The 18,399-nt window shown below is 61.4% G+C and carries 20 protein-coding genes; 15 read left to right on the top strand and 5 right to left on the bottom strand.

Annotated features, from left to right (window positions below; genetic code table 11):
- Positions 1 to 73: 73 nt before the first annotated feature.
- Positions 74 to 529 carry a MaoC family dehydratase gene (locus HBN63_RS09320; protein ID WP_090255625.1) on the bottom strand — a complete coding sequence of 152 codons (456 nt, stop codon included), beginning with the start codon at positions 527 to 529 and terminating at the stop codon, positions 74 to 76.
- Between the two features lie 219 nt (positions 530 to 748).
- Between HBN63_RS09320 and HBN63_RS09315 the strand changes: the two genes are divergently transcribed.
- The 3 genes from HBN63_RS09315 to HBN63_RS09305 are packed head-to-tail and all read left to right on the top strand — an operon-like array spanning position 749 to position 2,419.
- On the top strand, positions 749 to 1,108 hold the full coding sequence (locus HBN63_RS09315) for a CidA/LrgA family protein (RefSeq protein WP_160089210.1): 360 nt from the start codon (positions 749 to 751) through the stop codon (positions 1,106 to 1,108).
- A gap of 2 nt (positions 1,109 to 1,110) precedes the next feature.
- On the top strand, positions 1,111 to 1,821 hold the full coding sequence (locus HBN63_RS09310; RefSeq protein ID WP_170049226.1) for an LrgB family protein: 711 nt from the start codon (positions 1,111 to 1,113) through the stop codon (positions 1,819 to 1,821).
- A gap of 10 nt (positions 1,822 to 1,831) precedes the next feature.
- Positions 1,832 to 2,419, top strand: a complete 588-nt coding sequence (locus HBN63_RS09305; protein ID WP_170049201.1) for an LON peptidase substrate-binding domain-containing protein — start codon at positions 1,832 to 1,834, stop codon at positions 2,417 to 2,419.
- On the opposite strand, the gene HBN63_RS09300 is transcribed toward HBN63_RS09305, so the two are convergent.
- Together HBN63_RS09300 and HBN63_RS09295 are read right to left on the bottom strand one after the other, a co-directional pair.
- Positions 2,413 to 3,729: a bifunctional DedA family/phosphatase PAP2 family protein gene (locus tag HBN63_RS09300; RefSeq protein WP_170049200.1), complete on the bottom strand. Its 1,317-nt coding sequence runs from the start codon at positions 3,727 to 3,729 to the stop codon at positions 2,413 to 2,415. The two genes, HBN63_RS09305 and HBN63_RS09300, sit on opposite strands and share 7 nt — an antisense overlap.
- Positions 3,726 to 4,442, bottom strand: coding sequence for a DNA-3-methyladenine glycosylase (locus HBN63_RS09295; protein WP_170049199.1), 717 nt, complete (start codon positions 4,440 to 4,442; stop codon positions 3,726 to 3,728). Before HBN63_RS09295 ends, HBN63_RS09300 begins: the two co-directional genes overlap by 4 nt.
- A gap of 108 nt (positions 4,443 to 4,550) precedes the next feature.
- Between HBN63_RS09295 and HBN63_RS09290 the strand changes: the two genes are divergently transcribed.
- Positions 4,551 to 5,405, top strand: coding sequence for a class I SAM-dependent methyltransferase (locus tag HBN63_RS09290; RefSeq protein ID WP_170049198.1), 855 nt, complete (start codon positions 4,551 to 4,553; stop codon positions 5,403 to 5,405).
- Positions 5,406 to 5,457: 52 nt separating this feature from the next.
- Here the strand turns inward: HBN63_RS09290 and HBN63_RS09285 are convergent, their stop codons facing one another.
- Entirely contained in the window at positions 5,458 to 6,687 is a 1,230-nt protein-coding gene (locus tag HBN63_RS09285; protein WP_170049197.1) for an alpha/beta hydrolase, read from the bottom strand.
- Positions 6,688 to 6,951: 264 nt separating this feature from the next.
- Between HBN63_RS09285 and HBN63_RS09280 the strand changes: the two genes are divergently transcribed.
- The 11 genes from HBN63_RS09280 (at position 6,952) to lipB (ending at position 17,172) form a co-directional block, all read left to right on the top strand.
- Positions 6,952 to 8,217, top strand: coding sequence for a glutamate-5-semialdehyde dehydrogenase (locus HBN63_RS09280; RefSeq protein WP_170049196.1), 1,266 nt, complete (start codon positions 6,952 to 6,954; stop codon positions 8,215 to 8,217).
- 13 nt (positions 8,218 to 8,230) lie between these two features.
- Complete coding sequence (gene nadD, locus HBN63_RS09275; RefSeq protein WP_167147329.1) at positions 8,231 to 8,905, top strand: nicotinate-nucleotide adenylyltransferase; 675 nt, start codon at positions 8,231 to 8,233, stop codon at positions 8,903 to 8,905.
- A 37-nt stretch (positions 8,906 to 8,942) separates the two neighbouring features.
- Positions 8,943 to 9,314 (top strand): ribosome silencing factor, encoded by a 372-nt coding sequence (rsfS, locus tag HBN63_RS09270; protein WP_160090215.1) that lies wholly within the window; start codon positions 8,943 to 8,945, stop codon positions 9,312 to 9,314.
- A 12-nt stretch (positions 9,315 to 9,326) separates the two neighbouring features.
- Entirely contained in the window at positions 9,327 to 9,794 is a 468-nt protein-coding gene (rlmH, locus tag HBN63_RS09265; protein WP_160089194.1) for a 23S rRNA (pseudouridine(1915)-N(3))-methyltransferase RlmH, read from the top strand.
- 13 nt (positions 9,795 to 9,807) lie between these two features.
- Entirely contained in the window at positions 9,808 to 11,697 is a 1,890-nt protein-coding gene (mrdA, locus tag HBN63_RS09260; RefSeq protein WP_170049195.1) for a penicillin-binding protein 2, read from the top strand.
- 38 nt (positions 11,698 to 11,735) lie between these two features.
- Complete coding sequence (rodA, locus tag HBN63_RS09255; protein ID WP_170049225.1) at positions 11,736 to 12,839, top strand: rod shape-determining protein RodA; 1,104 nt, start codon at positions 11,736 to 11,738, stop codon at positions 12,837 to 12,839.
- 17 nt (positions 12,840 to 12,856) lie between these two features.
- Positions 12,857 to 13,867 carry a lytic murein transglycosylase B gene (gene mltB, locus HBN63_RS09250; protein WP_170049224.1) on the top strand — a complete coding sequence of 337 codons (1,011 nt, stop codon included), beginning with the start codon at positions 12,857 to 12,859 and terminating at the stop codon, positions 13,865 to 13,867.
- Positions 13,867 to 14,874, top strand: a complete 1,008-nt coding sequence (locus HBN63_RS09245; RefSeq protein WP_170049194.1) for a septal ring lytic transglycosylase RlpA family protein — start codon at positions 13,867 to 13,869, stop codon at positions 14,872 to 14,874. The genes mltB and HBN63_RS09245 overlap by 1 nt, the downstream gene beginning before the upstream one ends.
- 121 nt (positions 14,875 to 14,995) lie before the next feature.
- The gene (locus HBN63_RS09240) at positions 14,996 to 16,171 is read left to right on the top strand and encodes a D-alanyl-D-alanine carboxypeptidase family protein (protein ID WP_090255588.1); all 1,176 of its coding nucleotides are present in this window, start codon (positions 14,996 to 14,998) and stop codon (positions 16,169 to 16,171) included.
- A 72-nt stretch (positions 16,172 to 16,243) separates the two neighbouring features.
- Positions 16,244 to 16,519 carry a DUF493 domain-containing protein gene (locus HBN63_RS09235; protein ID WP_160089186.1) on the top strand — a complete coding sequence of 92 codons (276 nt, stop codon included), beginning with the start codon at positions 16,244 to 16,246 and terminating at the stop codon, positions 16,517 to 16,519.
- Positions 16,519 to 17,172, top strand: a complete 654-nt coding sequence (gene lipB / locus HBN63_RS09230) for a lipoyl(octanoyl) transferase LipB (protein ID WP_170049193.1) — start codon at positions 16,519 to 16,521, stop codon at positions 17,170 to 17,172. Before HBN63_RS09235 ends, lipB begins: the two co-directional genes overlap by 1 nt.
- Positions 17,173 to 17,254: 82 nt before the next feature.
- Here lipB and lipA read toward each other — a convergent pair whose 3' ends face one another.
- Positions 17,255 to 18,307 (bottom strand): lipoyl synthase, encoded by a 1,053-nt coding sequence (gene lipA, locus HBN63_RS09225; protein ID WP_090255584.1) that lies wholly within the window; start codon positions 18,305 to 18,307, stop codon positions 17,255 to 17,257.
- Between the last annotated feature and the right edge of the window lie 92 nt (positions 18,308 to 18,399).

Raw genomic sequence — 18,399 nt, 5'->3', positions numbered from 1 at the left:
GCGCACCGTCGGGCATTTAAAAATACAAAAGGCGCACCGCAGATGCAGGTGCGCCTTGATCCGGCGGTGGTAATCAGACGAAGCAGAGGGTCAGTGGCTCGGCGATGTAGGCGGGTTTTTCCGAGCCTTCAATCTCCAGTACCACTTTGGCCTTGAGCAGCCATTGGCCTGGGTTCTTCTCGGTGGCATCCGTCAGCGTCACCACCAGGCGGACTTTGGAGTTGACCTTCACCGGCTGGATAAAGCGCACGCTGTCCAGGCCGTAGTTGACGGCCATCTTCAGCCCTTTAGGCATAATCATGATGCCTTCCATCAACTTGGGCACCAGTGACAGCGAGAGAAAGCCGTGGGCGATGGTGGTGCCAAAGGGGGTGAGTTTGGCTTTTTCCGGGTCGACGTGGATGAACTGGTGATCACCCGTGCATTCGGCAAACTGGTTGATGCGTTCCTGGTCGATGGTCAGCCAATCGGAACGGCCGAGCTCTTTACCGATATAGCTGGGCAATTCAGCGGCGGGTACTGATGTCATGGTTTCTCCTTGAAGACGCAAGTGTTGTTTTTTTTGGGGCGTAAAATCCTTCTGCCCTAAGATCATCATGGGTTCGACGCAGGGTCAAGTGCCTATTGCGATGGGACAAGGTATGCCGTTGGCTCGTGCGCAACCGCTGTAAACCGGCCCTTGCCGGGTGCTTCTGCTTATAATGCGCGGCACTGCGTCTGGGATCATACGATTCGGAGATTACCCATCATGCTGCTACGCGGCCTTTCCTGGCTGGTGCTGTGCCAGTTGCTCGGCACTGCGCTGAATGTCCTGTTGATCCCGATTTTGCCGGGGCCAATCATCGGTATGTTGCTGTTGTTCGTCTTCCTGCTGCTGCGCGGAGAAGTCGGCGAGCCGCTGCATCTGGCCTCTACCAGTCTGCTGAAATACCTGCCGCTGCTGTTGGTACCGCCAGCGGTGGGCGTGATGGCCTATGCCGAGGATATCTTTGCCGACTTTTGGGCGATTGCCGGTGCGCTGTTGCTGTCATTGCTGATCTCGATCGTGTTTGCCGGCTGGCTGATGCAGAAGCTGATTGACCGCCAACAACGCCGGGAGGACGCATGAGTTTGGACTGGCACGCCGCCTGGCAGGCGTTGATCCATCACCCGCTATTTGGTGTAGGCATCACCCTTGGTGCTTATCAACTGGCGATTGCCGCCTACGAGAAAACCCGCTTGGTGTTTCTGCAGCCGGTGCTGCTGTCGATGCTTGCGGTAATCGGCATTCTTTTGGCCTGCGGCCTGACCTTTGCCGAATACAAAGACAGCGCTGCGGCGTTGACGCTGTTCCTCGGGCCAACCACGGTGGCGCTGGCGGTGCCGCTGTTCCTTAATCTGCGGCGTATTCGCCAGCTGTTCTGGCCGACCCTGATCACCTTGCTGGTGGCCGGCGTGGTCGCCACGGTCTTAGGCATTACCCTGGCCTGGGTCTTCGGCGCCGAGCAGATCATGCTGATGAGTATGGCGCCCAAGTCGGTGACCTCACCGATTGCCATGCTGGTGGCCAATCAGATTGGCGGGATTGCTGCCCTGGCTGCGGTGTTTGTGATGATCACCGGGATCATCGGCGCCATCATCGGTCCGGCGCTGCTTAAGCGCTGTGGCGTGCATCACCCGGCTGCATTGGGCATGGCCCTGGGCCTGACCGCGCATGCGGTTGGCACCGCCCGTGCACTGCAGGAAGGTGAGGAGTGCGGCGCGTTTTCAGCTCTGGCGATGAGCCTGATGGGCGTATTCACGGCCGTGCTGCTGCCGCTGGCGATTCTGTTGTGGCTATAAGGAGGTGTGTGTGACCCTGCCGCTGTTTCCACTGAACACTGTGTTATTTCCCGGCTGCATGCTCGACTTGCAGATATTCGAAGCACGCTACCTGGACATGGTCAGCCGCTGCATGAAGCAAGGGCAGGGCTTTGGTGTGGTGTGCATCATTGATGGCGCCGAGGTGGGCGAGGCCGCGGGGCAATTCTCGGCGATCGGTTGCGAGGCGTTGATTCGCGATTTCGAGCAGCGGCCCAATGGCTTATTGGGGATTCGCGTCGAGGGTGGTCGGCGTTTTCGCGTGCAGCGCGCTCAGGTGCTGCCCGATCAACTGACCCTGGGCGACGTCGAGTGGCTGGACGAGCAGCCGGAGCAGCCGCTGGAGGCTGAGCATGTGGATTTGGCAGCATTGCTCGGTGCGCTGAGCGCTCACCCGTTGGTGGCCTCACTGGGCATGGCGAGTGCGCCAGCGGGCCAGGAGGCCCTGGCCAATCAGCTGGCCTACCTATTGCCGCTGGACGCCGAACAGAAGCTGCAACTGCTCGAAATGCCGGACGTGCAGCTGCGGCTAGAACGGTTGCAGGCGTTGCTGGAGCTGCTGCAAGGCGGTCATCAGTAGCGATACAGCAGCAGGCCAGTGGACAGCTGCCAGGTGGCGATGCCGCCGAGCAGCGCCAGAATCGCCGGCAGCAATAGCCACCAGATTCTTGCCGTCAGAGCAGGCAGTGGTGCGCGCAATTGCACCAGCGCCAGGCTCAGGGCGCAGAAACAGCCCGCCAACATGGCCCCGGCGATGATGTCGCTGGGCCAATGCACCCCGAGGTAGACCCGAGAGAGGGCGATTGCTGCCGCCGGCAGGCTGGCCAGCAGCAGCCACGTAAGACGCATGCGTGGCGGTTGGCCGCGACCCGCGAGTATGCCGAGCAGCAGAAAGAAGGCAAAAGCCGCTGAACTGTGGCCGCTGGGGAAGCTAAAACTGCCCAGTGGTTCCAGCAGTACATCTGGACGGCTTCGTGCAAACAGTGCTTTTAGCGCGCCATTCGCGAGGGCTGTGCCAAGCGTGGCGCCGATGGCCAGGCACAGGCTGCGCCACTGTCGGGTAGCCAGCAGAATCAGGCACAGCAGCACGGCCGCCGCCACTTGAGTGTGCAGGTCGCCGAGGTGGGTAATCAGCACCATCAGTGTATCGAGGGTGCTGCTGCGCTGTTCCTGCACCAGGGCCAGCAGGCCTTGATCAAAGTGGCTGAGCAGCGGCCAGCTGAGCATCATGCCGACCAACAGCACCAGGCAGGCGCCGGCCGCCAGCAGGCTGGCATGGCGTTGCCCGCGCATGCTGCCTTGAATGCTCAGACCGACCACGATGGCCACGCCTGCCGCTACGGCGCCGGCCTGTGGCCAGAACCCTTCTGGCAGCGGCAGGCGCAAGGCGGCACCCGTGGCCCAGCCCGGCAGCATGTAGGCCATGGCCCAGCCGGCAGCTGCCAGTAGGCTGACGGCGATAAAACGCGGGAGCGGCATGTTCAGCATGCCGGCGACCATCGGTAGCATCGGCCGCAGCGGGCCGATATAACGGCCGACTAACAGGCTGGCGACGCCGTAGCGCTGAAAATAAACCTCGGCCGCGCTCAACCACTGGGGGTGGCTGCGCAACAACGGCAGGCGGCGAATATCCTGATGAAAATAGCGGCCGATACCATAGGACAGCGCGTCACCGAGCAAGCCGCCGAAGTAGGCCAATAGCAGGGTTTCCCAGAGTGACAGCGCGCCGTTACCGGCCAGGACTGCCACGGTAAACAGCAGAATAGTGCCCGGCACGATGATGCCGGCAATGGCCAGGCATTCGACGCAGGCAATGACAAAGATCGCCAGGCCCAGCCATTCGGGGTTGGCGCTTAGCCACAGGGTTAGGGTGTCGAACCATTGGCTCATCGGTGGTCATCCGTGGGGGTTAGCAAGTAGTAGTCTTGGCCGGCCTGTTGGCCGCGCCGTAATGGGTTGCGTGTGCAGTGACGGGCAAAGGCAGCATCGACAAACCGGTACGGCAGCAGTTCATCCCGGCCGTGGGGAATGCCCAGGCGCGCGCATTGCACAATGTGTTGCGGGCGCTCGCCGAGGTCTTCGATAAACAGGCGCTGCTCATCGAAGGGCTGAGCATCCCAGTCCGGCACTTTCAGGCCTAGGGCCTTGCACAGCAGCGTCTGCCCTGCGCAGAGGGTTGCAGTGCTGCGTGGCCGGCCTTGGGCGTCGGGATTGTTTTTTTGCATTTGCATCAGTGCGTCTGCGCCGCTGTGGGCATCCTGCCAGGGGTAGGCAGATTTGATCAGTACCGCATTGCCTGGGCCTTGGGCGCTGAAGTTCAGCGAGTCGCCGCCACGGGCGTAATACATATAAATATGTCCGCCCTCCATAAACAGTGCGCGGCGTTTGTGGGTGTAGCCGAGTGAGGCATGGCTGCCTTTTTCGCTCAGGTAATAGGCCTCGGTTTCGATAATGCGCGCGCTTAGCCATTGCTCGCCGTGGCGATGGCGAATCACTTTACCGAGCAGCTCGCGGGCCAGTAGGCGCGCATCGCGGTCGAAGAAGCTCGCGGGCAATGCCCGGCCCCGGGGCCAGGGCAAACTAAGGTTGGGATCGGCTGACATGCGGTGTTGTGCTTACTCGGCAGGGCATAGGCTGGGATTGTTGCCGTATCAGGTGCTCAACAGCGCACCGTTTAAAGGCCTGCGATCATAACAATAAGAGTCTTAACCATGTCTGAACGTGCTCGCGTCAGCAGTGCCCATATCAGCCCCAGCGCCCACTACACCGGCTATATCTGGTATCGCCATCAGTTGGCCGATGCCGCCTTCGTGACGGGTTTCGGGCGGTTTGTGCATGGCTTACTCAGCCCGATTACCTGGGGCGCGCGGGTGGGGTTTGGGCTGGATATTGAGCAGTTTCTGCTGCAGCGGCACTTGCAGATCGACGCGCAGCTGACGGCGGCGATTGAGCAGGGCGGCGTGTGCCAGGTAGTGGAGATTGCCTGCGGCCTGTCGCCGCGCGGCCGGCGCTTTACCGCGCGTTACCCGCAGCTGCGCTATGTTGAGGCGGACCTACCGGTAATGGCTGCGCGCAAGCGCCTGCTGCTGAATGCGGAAGGCTGGCTGGGCAGTCAGCATCAGGTGCGTGCGGTAGATATCCTCGCCGAGGAGGGGGGTAAAAGTCTGGCGGCGCTGTTCGCCGAGCTGGATCACAGCAAGCCGGTGGTGGTCATCACCGAAGGCTTGGTGAACTACTTCGAGCTGGCGCTGATCGAGTCATTCTGGACGCGCCTGGCCGACCAGCTGCGGCAGTTCCCGCAGGCTACCTACCTGACCGAGCTGTACCCTGACCTACGCGAACACCCGCGTTACCGCCAGTTACGCTGGGGTGTCGGCCTGATCGGGCGGCTGACCCGTGGCAACTACCCGCTGCACTACCGCAACGATCAGGCGATTGTGCAGGGCTTTCAGCGCTGCGGCTTCGGCACGGTCGAAGTCTTCGACCCGAGCCGCACGGCCCAGGCGCTTGGCCTGGCGCCATCGCGCAATGCCGGGCTGGTGCGGGTGATTGAGGCGCGGGTCTAAGAGTCTGTTTTGAGAACGGTATTGCCGGTGCTAAACAGCTCCGGAGCAGGCGCTAGGCACAGGCTGCTGCCGGCAGGGGCTGCCGTTGAAAGTGCGTTGCCAGCGCCTGGCTGGCGTGCTGATCGCTGTGCGGGAAGACAAATGCCAGGCCGTTTTGATCATGGCGCAGTGCGAGTATCGGCTGTGCGGGCAGGTCTTTGCAGAGGAGCAGCCAACCGCGGCCGCTTCCAATAGTCGGCAGGTTGCCCTGCAGTAAACCGCCGAAGAAGCCCAATTCACTGATGTCCACCCGCCATTCACCACCCTCGGCATGTTGCAGGCGCGCTTGGCGCTGGCTGGGCGGCAGGCGCGGCTCGTGACGCTTTTCCAGATGCAGCAGCTGTGGATTGCTCAGCAGGCTGCTGCCCGAGCTGCGGCCCGGCAGGGCGTCGCCGCGCAGAAACGGGTTGTACAGGCTGGCGCAGGCGTCGCGCTGTTCAAACTGGGCTAGGTGGTCGGCGTTGTGGATCAGCGCGCAAGTGGCCTGGGCGCAGGCGGCGGCAAAGTGCGCGTGCTCCCAGGGTTGGGTGAAGTGGTCATATTCGCCGGCCAGCACCAGAGTCGGGCAGCTGGGGTGCGCGTGAAAGCCCTGAAAATCCAGCAGGCGCTGGCTGTTCTGCCGGTAGCGCTCGATATCGGCGGCTGACAGTCGCTGGATCTGCCGCAGCAATGCCTTGCGAAATACCGGGGCTACGCCGGTCTGCTCCAGGCGCAAGGGGTTGAGCAGGCCGGTCAGCGCACCATGGGCAAAGGCCTCGCAGCGCCCTTCGGCCAGCAGCGCCAAGCCTTCTTGTAGCAACAGGCGCGCACCGGGGCGGCCGAACGCGGTAATCCCGGCCAGCAGCACGCGGGCGCAGCGCTCTGGGTGACGCGCGGCAAACAGCGCGGCCAGGGCTGAGCCGTAGGATAGGCCGATGGGCATCAGCGGCGGCAGGTCGAGTTCTTCGGCGAAGGCGGCGATCAGGTCAGCCAGCTGTTCCAGGCTCAGGTCAGGCACCAGTTGCAGGTTGCCGCCCTGGCTGGGCAGGTCGAGCAGGATCACCGGGTGCTCGCCGAGCAGCTCGCTGACTTCGGCTGCAAACGAGCGAAAGCTCTGGAACGCGCCGCCCAGCAGCAATACGGGCGGGCGTGGGTCATGGCTGCGGCAGGCGTAGGCCTGGTAGTGCAGGCGCAGGTCGCCGATATGCAGCACCTGTGGGGCTTCGTTGAGTTGTGCGGCGCAGTAGTCGGTACGGTAATGCATGCTGATCCCACCCCGGCGGTCGGCCGCCTGTCTTGCTTGTGATGGCAAGGTAAACATTCGGACGGTTTTTGTTTACCTAACCTTCGGGCGGCTGATGGCCCGTGGTGTCACTGTTTCTTCCGGTGGCTTGCTGTGTGGGGCTTGGCGGCGTTACCGCGGGTTGTGGCGAACGCAGTGTCTACCGTCCGCCGCGCAGCGCTGGGCGTGGAGCGGCGCGGCCGTTATACTCAGCGACTTTTTTCAACCGCCAGACCTGCCAAGACCATGACTGAGTCCGTGCTCGACTATATGACCCGCCTGGGACAGGCCGCCCGCAGCGCTTCGCGCGTGCTGGCGCGCGCCAGTACCGCGCAGAAGAATCGTGCCCTGCAGGCCGCCGCCGCCGCGCTGGATGCGGCCCGCAGCGATTTGACTGCAGCCAACGAACTGGACCTGGCCGCCGCACGCGCCAATGGTCTGGAACCGGCCATGGTTGACCGTCTGGCGCTGACGCCGGCAGTGATCGACTCGATGATCGAAGGTCTGCGTCAGGTCGCCACGCTGCCCGATCCGATTGGCGAGATCCGCGATATGCGCTACCTGCCGTCGGGTATTCAGGTCGGCAAGATGCGCGTGCCGCTCGGTGTGATCGGCATCATCTATGAGTCGCGGCCGAACGTGACCATCGACGCCGCCAGCCTGTGCCTGAAGTCCGGTAACGCGACCATCCTGCGTGGCGGCTCCGAGGCGATTCATTCCAACCAGGCGATTGCTCGTTGCATTCAGCTCGGCCTGTCTGAGGCCGGTTTGCCCGCAAGCGCTGTGCAGGTGGTGGAAACCACGGATCGCGCCGCCGTTGGTGCGCTGATCACCATGTCGGAGTTTGTTGACGTGATCGTGCCGCGTGGCGGCAAAGGCCTGATCGAGCGCATCAGCCGTGACGCCAAGGTGCCGGTGATCAAGCACCTGGATGGCGTGTGCCACGTGTATATCGATGTGGCTGCTGACCTCGACAAGGCTATCCGCGTCGCTGATAACGCCAAGACTCATCGCTACTCGCCGTGCAACGCCATGGAAACCCTGCTGGTGCATACCGCGGTGGCTGACAAGGTGCTGCCGCCGCTGGCGGCGATCTACCGCGACAAAGGTGTTGAACTGCGTGGCGACGCCGCCACCCGCACGCTGCTCGGCAGCGATGTGCTGGAAGCCAGCGAAGACGACTGGTTTGCTGAGTACAACGCGCCGATTCTGGCGATTCGCATTGTCGATTCCCTGGATGCGGCCATCGAGCACATCAACCATTACGGCTCCAAGCACACTGACGCGATCATCACCGAGAACTTCAGTGATGCGCGGCGTTTCCTCACCGAAGTGGATTCCGCGTCGGTGATGGTCAACGCCTCGACCCGTTTTGCCGATGGTTTTGAATACGGCCTGGGCGCGGAGATCGGTATTTCCACCGACAAACTGCACGCCCGTGGCCCGGTCGGCCTGGATGGGCTGACCAGCGAGAAGTACGTGGTGTTTGGCGACGGGCATATTCGTACCTGATGGGGCGTACCTGATGGCCAAGCGCAGCGGCGCCCGACGTACCGACGCCCGACGCATCGGTCTGCTAGGCGGCACCTTTAATCCGGTGCATATCGGCCATCTGCGCAGCGCCGTGGAAGTGGCCGATGCGCTGCAACTCGATGAGTTGCGTTTGATCCCTAGCGCGCGGCCGCCGCACCGCAGCGCACCAGAGGTCAGTGCCGAGGATCGCCTGGCCATGGTCAGGTTGGCGGTAGCCGATGCCGGGGTGCTGCAGGTGGATGATCGCGAGCTGCAGCGCGACAAGCCGTCCTACAGCATCGACACCCTGGAGTCGTTGCGCAGTGAGTTGGCTGCGGATGATCAGCTGTTTCTGCTGCTGGGCTGGGATGCCTTCTGCGGTTTACCCAGTTGGCAGCGTTGGGATGAGTTGCTGCAGCACTGCCATATTCTGGTGCTGCAACGGCCAGATGCCGACAGTGAAGCGCCTGAGGCGCTGCGCAATCTGTTGGCGGCGCGCAGTGTGAGTGCCCCGTCGGCCCTGAGTGGGCCGAGTGGGCAGATTGCTTTTATCTGGCAGACACCTCTGGCGGTGTCGGCTACCCAGATCCGTTCGCTACTGGCGAGCGGAAAGTCGGCACGTTTTCTGGTGCCTGACGCGGTACTGGCCTATATCCATGCCCACGGACTGTACCGTGGCGCGAATTGAACACGAGGCATACGAGTTAGTTATGACAAACGCAAAAATGCAGAGCGAAGAGCTGGTCAAATTGGCCATCAGCGCTCTGGAAGAAATCAAGGCGCAGGACATCACCACCATCGATGTGCGCGGCAAGACCAGCATCACCGATTTCATGCTGATCGCCAGCGGCACCTCTAGCCGTCACGTTAAGTCGCTGGTCGACAACGTGCTGGAGAAGGTCAAAGAGCAGGGCGTGCGCCCGATCGGTACTGAAGGCATGGATACCGGCGAGTGGGCACTGCTCGACCTCGGCGACATCGTGGTTCACGTGATGCTGCCGACAGCTCGCCAGTTCTATGACCTTGAGCGTCTGTGGCAGGGTGCTGAGCAGAGCCGTGCGCAGTTCAGCGCCGAGCCGGGCCCAGAGCAGGAATAAGGACGCGCAGCGGTGCGGATCAAACTGATCGCCGTCGGCTCGCGGATGCCACGCTGGGTGGAAGAGGGCTGGCAGGAATATGCCAAGCGCATGCCCAGCGAGCTGTCCCTGGAGCTGGTGGAAATTCCACTGACCACGCGCGGCAAGAATGCCGATGTGGCGCGGATGATCCGCCAGGAAGGCGAGGCCATGCTGGCCAAGGTGCAGCCTGGGGAACGCATTGTCACCCTGGAAGTCGAAGGGCGACCCTGGAGCACCGAGCAGCTGGCGGTCGAACTCGACAAGTGGCGCCTTGATGCGCGCACCGTCAACCTGATGGTCGGCGGCCCAGAAGGGCTGGCACCTGAGGTGCAGGCGCGCAGTGAGCAGCGCTGGTCGTTGTCGCCGCTGACCCTGCCGCACCCCTTGGTGCGGATTCTGATCGGCGAACAGATGTATCGTGCCTGGACCGTGTTGTCCGGCCACCCTTACCACAAATAACTAGCAGCCATCGATGCCGCAACCAATCCGCCTCAAAGACCACGAGAAAGACGGCCGCCTGATCCGCAAACGCGCGGTGGTTGGTGCTGTGGTGGTTTTGTTGCTGACCTCGGTACTCGTGGCGCGCATGTATTACCTGCAGGTGGTGCAGTTCGAGCACCACACCACCCTGGCGGAAAACAACCGCATCCACGTGCAGCCGATCCCGCCGAACCGTGGGCTGATCTACGACCGCAACGGGGTGATCATCGCCGATAACCGGCCCAGCTTCAGCCTGACCCTGACCCGCGAACGCGCCGGCGACTGGCCGCAGGTGCTCGACGTGATTGTCGAGGTGCTGGAACTGGGCCCGGATGAGCGCGCGCTGTTTGAGCGGCGTGTGCGTCAGGGGAGGCGACCGCTTGAGCCGGTGCCGGTGCTGTTCGAGCTGAGCGAGGAGCAGATTGCCCGTATCGCGATCAATCAGTTCCGTCTGCCTGGCGTTGAGGTCTCCGCGCAGCTGGTACGGCATTACCCGCTGGGCGAGCATTTTGCCCATTCGGTGGGTTATGTCGGGCGGATCAACGAGAAAGAGCTGAAAGAACTCGATCCGGTGGCTTACAGCGGTACGCACCATATCGGCAAAACCGGTATCGAGCGTTTCTATGAAGACGAGCTGCACGGTGAAGTGGGTTACGAGGAAGTCGAAACCAACGCCCGTGGCCGCGTGCTGCGCGTGCTCAAACGTACTGACCCGCTTCCCGGCAAGGACATCGTGCTGAGCCTCGATATCCGCTTGCAGGAGGCCGCTGAAAAGGCCCTGGCTGGTCGCCGTGGTGCGATTGTGGCCATCCAGCCACAGACCGGTGAGGTGCTGGCGATGGTCAGTCAGCCAAGTTTCGATCCCAACCCCTTCGTTACCGGGATTGGCTTCAAGGCTTACGCCGACCTGCGCGATTCTATCGACCGTCCACTATACAACCGCGTATTGCGCGGTCTCTATCCGCCCGGCTCGACCATTAAGCCAATGGTCGCGGTGGCCGGTCTGGATGCTGGCGTAGTCACGCCGCAGACCCGGGTGTTCGATCCCGGCTTCTATCAGTTGCCCGGCCACAGCCACAAATATCGCAACTGGAACCGCACGGGCGACGGCTCGGTGGATATGGATTACGCGATCATGCGCTCCAACGACACCTACTTTTACTCGCTGGCGCACAAGATGGGCATCGACCGCATGCATGACTACATGACCCGTTTCGGGTTGGGTCAGCGCGTGTCGCTGGACATGTTCGAAGAAACCGCCGGGCTGATGCCTTCGCGGGACTGGAAGCGCGCGCGTTACCGTCAGGCCTGGTACCCGGGCGAGACGCTGATTCTCGGTATCGGTCAGGGCTATATGCAGACCACGCCGCTGCAACTGGCACAGGCCACGGCACTGATGGCCACGCGCGGCAAGTGGATTCGCCCGCATCTGGCCAAGACCATCCAGGGGCGCATTCCCACAGACCCCAACCCGCTACCGGATATCGTGCTTCGTGATCCGAAGTTCTGGGACGCCGGTATCAAGGGCATGGTGTCGGTTATGCACGGCCCGCGTGGCACCGCGCGCAAGGTCGGTGATGCCGCGCTGTACCGGATTGCCGGCAAGAGCGGTACCGCTCAGGTGGTGGCGATCAAGCAAGGGGAGAAATACGACCGCAGCAAGGTAGCCGAGCGTCACCGTGACCATGCGCTGTTTGTGGCATTTGCTCCGGCAGATAACCCGCAGATTGCCGTTTCGGTGATGGTGGAAAACGGCGAGTCTGGCTCCGGGGTGGCTGCGCCAGTGGTCAAGCAGGTCATCGATGCGTGGTTGCTGGATGAAAACGGTCAGTTGAAAGCCGAATACGCTCCGCCAGTGGCGGCTGAGGTCGCTGCGCCATGAACAGTAATTTTGACCGCAACCTGTCCTCCGAAGACCTGCTGCGTCGCCGGGCGACCATCCTGCAGCGCCTGCATATCGACGGCATTCTGCTGTTGCTGCTGTTGATTCTCGCCACCGGCAGCTTGTTTATTCTGTATTCGGCCAGTGGCAAGAACGTTGATCTGCTGATGAAGCAGGCCAGTTCCTTCGGCATCGGCCTGGTCGGCATGTTTATCATTGCCCAGTTCGAACCGCGTTTTATGGCGCGCTGGGTGCCGTTGGCCTATGTCGGTGGCGTGGGGCTGCTGGTGGTGGTGGACGTCATGGGGCACAACGCCATGGGGGCCACACGCTGGATCAATATCCCCGGGGTGATTCGCTTTCAGCCCTCGGAGTTTATGAAGATCATCATGCCGGCAACCATTGCCTGGTACCTGTCCAACCGCAGTCTGCCGCCGCGCCTCAAGCATATCTGTATCAGCCTGGCGATGATCATCGTGCCCTTTGTGCTGATTCTGCTGCAGCCTGATCTGGGCACGTCTTTGCTGATCATCGCTTCGGGTGGCTTCGTGCTGTTTATCGCCGGCTTGCAGTGGCGCTGGGTGATTGGCGCGGTGGCCGCGGTGGTGCCGATTGCCATTGGCATGTGGTTCTTCGTCATGCACCAGTACCAGAAGCAGCGCGTGCTGACCTTCCTCAACCCGGAAAGCGATCCGCTGGGCAGTGGCTGGAACATCATCCAGTCCAAGGCGGCGATTGGTTCGGGCGGTGTGCTCGGTAAGGGCTGGCTGCAAGGCACCCAGTCGCACTTGGACTTCCTGCCGGAGAGCCACACCGACTTCATCATCGCGGTACTGGCCGAGGAATTCGGCCTGGTCGGTGTGTGTTTGTTACTGCTGGTGTACATGCTGTTGATCGCGCGCGGTCTGGTGATTACCGTGCAAGCGCAGACGCTGTTCGGTAAGCTTCTCGCCGGCGCGCTCACCATGACTTTCTTCGTTTATGTCTTCGTCAATATCGGTATGGTCAGCGGCCTGCTGCCGGTGGTGGGGGTTCCGCTGCCCTTCATCAGCTATGGCGGCACCTCGCTGATCACCTTGTTGGCAGGGTTTGGGATTTTGATGTCGATCCACACTCATCGTAAGTGGATGACACAGGCTTGATTGGGATTATGAATTCAATGCAAAACGCGCGTGGTTGGATGGTTCGTACTGCACCTTGGCTGGCGTTGGTCGGGGTGTGCGCAGTGGCTCAGCCCGCGCTGGCTGGGGATTATCAGCAGTCACCGCAGGTGGCTGAGTTTGTCGGCGAAATGACCCGTGACTATGGCTTTGCCGGTGAGCAGCTGGTCGAGCTGTTCGCCCAGGTCGAGCGCAAACAGGCGATCCTTGATGCCATCTCGCGTCCGGCAGAAAAGGCCAAGCCGTGGAAGGATTATCGGCCGATTTTTATCACCGACAAACGTATCAGCAAGGGTGTTGAGTTCTGGAAGCAGCACGAAGAAACCCTGGCTCGTGCTGAGGCTGAGTATGGTGTGCCGGCGCAAGTGATTGTGGCCATTATCGGGGTGGAAACCTTCTATGGCGGTAACACCGGTAGCTGGCGGGTGATGGATGCTCTGTCGACCCTGGCCTTCGATTATCCGCCGCGTGCGCCGTTCTTCCGCAAGGAGCTGCGCGAGTTTCTTCTGCTGACCCGTGAAGAGCAGGTCGAGCCACTGAGCATGACCGGCTCTTACGCCGGCGCTATGGGGCTGCCGCAGTTTATGCCGAGCAGCTTCCGTGCCTACGCCGTGGATTTCGATGGCGATGGTCATATCAATATCTGGAACAATCCGGCGGATGCCATCGGCAGCGTCGCCAGCTACTTCAAACGTCACCATTGGCAGCCGGGACAGCCGGTGGTGAGTGCCGCGACAGTCAAAGGCGTGCAGGCCGAAGAAGGGCTGACGGTTGGGCTCGATCCGGTGAAAACTGTTGGTGAGTTGCGTGCGTTGGGCTGGACCAGCGCCGACCCGCTGGCTGACGATTTGCCGGTAACGGCCTTCCGTCTGGAAGGTGCTGATGGCGCTGAGCACTGGCTAGGCCTGCCGAACTTCTTTGTGATCACCCGCTACAATCGCAGTGTGATGTATGCCATGGCGGTCAATCAGCTGGCCGAGTTGCTGGTTGATGCACGGGGTAAGAATTGATGTCGCGTTTGCCTTTTAAATGGGCTGCATACGGCAGCCTGGCGCTGCTGCTGGCCAGTTGCTCGTCCACCCGTGCGCCGCAGCCGGTTGCACCGGTGCAGCAGCCGGGTGGTGCGATTTCCGGGCCGGGTGATTTCAACCGTCCGCATAAGGATGGCGCACCCTGGTGGGATGTCGACGTATCGCGGATTCCTGATGCGATACCGATGCCGCACTACGGCCCTGTCAAGGCCAGCCCTTACACCGTATTCGGCAAGCAGTACTACCCGATTCCAGATGCCCGTCGCTATCAGGCGGTCGGCCCGGCGTCCTGGTATGGCACCAAGTTCCACGGTCAGGCCACCGCTAACGGTGAAACCTACGACCTGTACGGCATGACCGCTGCACACAAAACCCTGCCGTTGCCGAGCTATGTGCGCGTCACCAACTTGGAAAACGGCAAGAGCGCGATTCTGCGGGTTAACGACCGCGGGCCGTTCTATTCCGATCGGATTATCGATTTGTCCTTTGCCGCAGCGAAGAAACTCGGCTATGCCGAAAGTGGCACCGCGCGGGTCAAGGTTGAAGGTATTGACCCGCACGAGTGGTGGGCTCAGCAAGGCCGTCCGGTACCCATGGTCTTGGCCGCCCCGCAGCAAGTAGCCCAGGCCCAGCCGGTGGCTCAGCCTATCGCGCAGCCGGTTGAGCAGTATTCACCGCCCCCGCAGCAGCATGCCGCCGCGGTGCTCCCCGTGCAGATTGACGCAAAAAAAAACGCTTCAGTCGGAGCCTCTGGCCTGTATCTCCAAGTGGCCGCCTTCGCCAATCCGGACGCTGCGGAACTCCTCAAGGCCAAGTTGAGCGAGACGGTAGCTGCGCCCGTGTTCGTCAGCTCAGTGGTGCGCAACCAGCAGATATTGCACCGCGTGCGCCTGGGGCCGGTGAGCAGCCAAAGCGAGGCTGAGCAGCTGCAGAGCAGCGTACGCCTGGCCAATCTTGGCGAGCCAACCCTGGTCAAGCCTGACTAATACGGCACTTCTGCAGCATCTGCGGGACTAAACACTCAACTCCGGCCATTCACGGGTGGTCGGAGAATTAGCAAATTAGGCCCACTGGGCCTGTTCAACCATCAGCAATCTAGAGAGACGGATGAATATCACCAGCTTTGCGCAACGCGTTTTCCTATCACTTTTCCTGCTCAGCGCTCCGGCCGTATGGGCCAATCAGCAAGTGATTCCTTCTGCGCCGCAGTTGGCTGCCAAATCCTATGTGCTGCTGGACGCCGCCAGCGGCAAGGTGCTGGTCGAAAACAACGGTGATCAGCGCCTGCCGCCGGCCAGCCTGACCAAATTGATGACCGCCTACATTGCCACGCTGGAAATCCGCAAGGGTAAGATCGGTGAGCAGGACTTGGTGCCTATCAGCGAGCATGCCTGGCGTACCGGTGGTGCTGCATCCGGTGGTTCGACCATGTTCCTGCCACTGAACAGCCAGGCGAAGGTTGATGACCTGCTGCACGGCGTCATCATTCAGTCGGGTAACGACGCCAGTATTGCCCTGGCCGAGTACATCGCCGGCAGCGAAGATGCCTTCGCCGACATGATGAACGAGACCGCTGCGCGCCTGGGTATGACCAACAGCCACTTTATGAACGCCACCGGTCTGCCGCATCCGGAGCATTACTCCAGTGCCCATGACATGGCCATTCTGGCTCGCGCCATCATTAACGAAGACCAGGAACACTATGCGATCTATGCGCAGAAGGAGTTCCTCTGGAACAACATTAAGCAGGGCAACCGTAACCTGCTGCTGTGGCGTGACAAGACCGTTGATGGCCTGAAAACCGGCCATACCGAAGAAGCCGGCTATTGCTTGGTGGCGTCGGCCGTACGTGATGGCGCGCGCATGATCACTTCGGTATTCGGCACTGTCAGCGAGTCGGCTCGTGCCGCGGAAACTCAGAAACTGCTGACCTATGGTTTCCGCTTCTTCGAAACCCGCACCTTCTACAAGCAAGGCCAGGAACTGGCTCAGGCCCAAGTGTGGAAAGGCGCTGTGCGTCAGGTCAAAGCCGGCCTTGGTGCTGATCTGAGCCTGACGCTGCCGAAAGGTCAGCTGGAAAAATTGCAGGCTGGCATGATCCTCAACCCGCAGCTCACCGCCCCGATTGCCCAGGGTGATGTGATCGGCAAGGTTGAAGTGAAACTGGGTGAAGAAGTGGTGCACAGTGCCGATCTGATTGCTCTTGAGGCCGTTGAGGAAGGCAGTTTCTTCCGTCGCCTGTGGGATAGCATCAGCCTGTTCTTCTTCGGATTGTTCAACTGATAGCGTGACCAGCGCGCCCTTGCCGACCCGCAAGGGCGTGTTGTTGCCACGGCTTACGAGGCCGTTACTGCCATGAATCAACCAGACGTCAAATCGCACAAGATTGAATTTCCCTGCGCGGACTACCCGATCAAGGTGGTCGGTGACAGTGGCGAAAACTACAAGAGTACGGTGATAGAGATCCTTAGCCAGCACGCCAAGGTCGATCTCAGCACCCTGGCCGAACGCCAGAGCAGCAACGGCAAGTACACCACCGTACAGCTGCATATCGAAGCCACCAGCGAAGATCAGCTACGCGATATCAATAGCGCCTTGCGCGCGACTGGCATCGTGCACATGGTGCTCTGATGAGCCTTCCGCTCGGCTTTCGTGAGCTGGGCCAGGTCGACTATCAGCCTACCTGGCATGCGATGCAGCGCTTTACCGACAGCCGTGGCGCAGATACGCCTGACGAAATCTGGCTGCTTGAACACTCCCCCGTATTTACCCAGGGCCAGGCCGGCAAGGCCGAGCATGTGTTGTTTCCGGGGGATATTCCGGTGGTGCAGGTCGATCGCGGTGGTCAGGTGACTTACCACGGTCCGGGCCAGCTGGTGGCTTACCTGCTGCTGGATGTGCGCCGCAGCGGTATGGGTGTGCGTGAACTGGTCAGCCGTATCGAGCGCAGCCTGATTGATCTGTTGGCCAGCTATGGCGTCAACGCCAATGCAAAGCCGGATGCGCCGGGTGTGTATGTCGATGGTGCAAAGATCGCGTCGCTCGGCCTACGGATTCGCAACGGTCGTTCCTTTCATGGTCTGGCGCTGAATGTGGATATGGACTTGCAACCGTTCCAACGCATCAATCCCTGTGGCTATGCCGGCATGGCCATGACCCAGTTAGCTGATCAGGTGGTGGGGCCGATCACTATGCCCGAGGTCAGCGCACGGCTGCGTGAGCAACTGGTCAAGCACCTCGACTATGCGCAGCAGCAGAGCCTGGCGGGCTCAATAGACTGCTAGAGCGGGAAGGGCAGATAGGCAGAGCAGATACACAAGCGCCTGACCCCAGGCAAAGCCCAAGGTCAGGCGTTGTGCGGCTCAATCAGTTCAGGTTGAGGGCAGGAATCAGGCTGTTATCGAGCTGTTGGCCCGGCACTGGCACCGGAGCGGCCAGACCCAGGTTGTTCTTCTCGAACACCTTGTCGGCGCGGTAGCTGGAACGTACCAGCGGACCGGCGGCGACTTCCATAAAGCCTTTCTGCAGACCGATTTCGCGGAAACGGTTGAACTCTTCCGGGCTGACCCAGCGCTGCACCTTCAGGTGATTGCGCGTTGGTTGCAGGTACTGACCGAGGGTGAGGATGTCGACGTTGATGGCACGCAGGTCATCCATGGTTTGGATAATCTCTTCATCCGTCTCGCCAAGGCCCAACATCAGGCTGGTCTTGGTCAGCACGTCCGGGCGGTGACGCTTGGCGTGTGCCAGTACATTCAGGGTCTTTTCATAGCCCGCGCGTGGATCGCGTACCACGTGAGTGAGGCGTTTGACCGTCTCAACGTTTTGCGCAAACACCTCAAGACCAGAATCCACCACACGTTCAATGGCCAGCAGGTCGCCGTCGAAGTCCGGGGTCAGGGCTTCTACCACCACCTGCGGGGTGTTTTCCTTGATCGCCCTTACGCAGGCCGCGTAGTGGCTGGCGCCGCCGTCATCCAGGTCGTCGCGATCCACCGAGGTCAGTACGATATAACGCAGGGCCATCAGCTCCACCGACTTGGCGGTGTTCTGCGGCTCTTCCAGATCCAGCCAGCCGTTGGGGTTACCGGTGTCGACGGCGCAGAAGCGGCAGGCGCGGGTGCACACCGAGCCCATCAGCATGATGGTGGCGGTACCGTTGGACCAGCATTCGCCCATGTTCGGGCAGTGGGATTCCTGGCACACGGTGCTCAGGCGGTGTTCGCTGACATTGCGCTTGACCGCCTCGAAGCGGCTGCCGCCAGGCGCCTTGACTCGCAGCCACTTGGGTTTGGGCTCGAACACCTGAGGCTCGCTGGAGGCGCGGCGCTTTTGCCCGTCCTTGATCGCGGTGATGCCTTGGGTGGTACGGAATTTTTCGCCACTGGCGACGGTTTTAGGCGGGGAGGTATCGGACATCGGCAATCTGGGCTCCGCTAGAGGCTCCGTGAACGAGGCGGCTTGTGGCCGCCGCGCAGCTTATCACAGAAGCTGACCGTTCAGTCCGACGT

Origin of the sequence: Pseudomonas sp. WS 5011 (assembly GCF_012985775.1) — a bacterium.
Lineage (GTDB): Bacteria > Pseudomonadota > Gammaproteobacteria > Pseudomonadales > Pseudomonadaceae > Aquipseudomonas > Aquipseudomonas peli.
The sequence above is the reverse complement of the archived record's forward strand: the minus strand, read 5'-3'. Positions and strand labels throughout refer to the sequence as shown.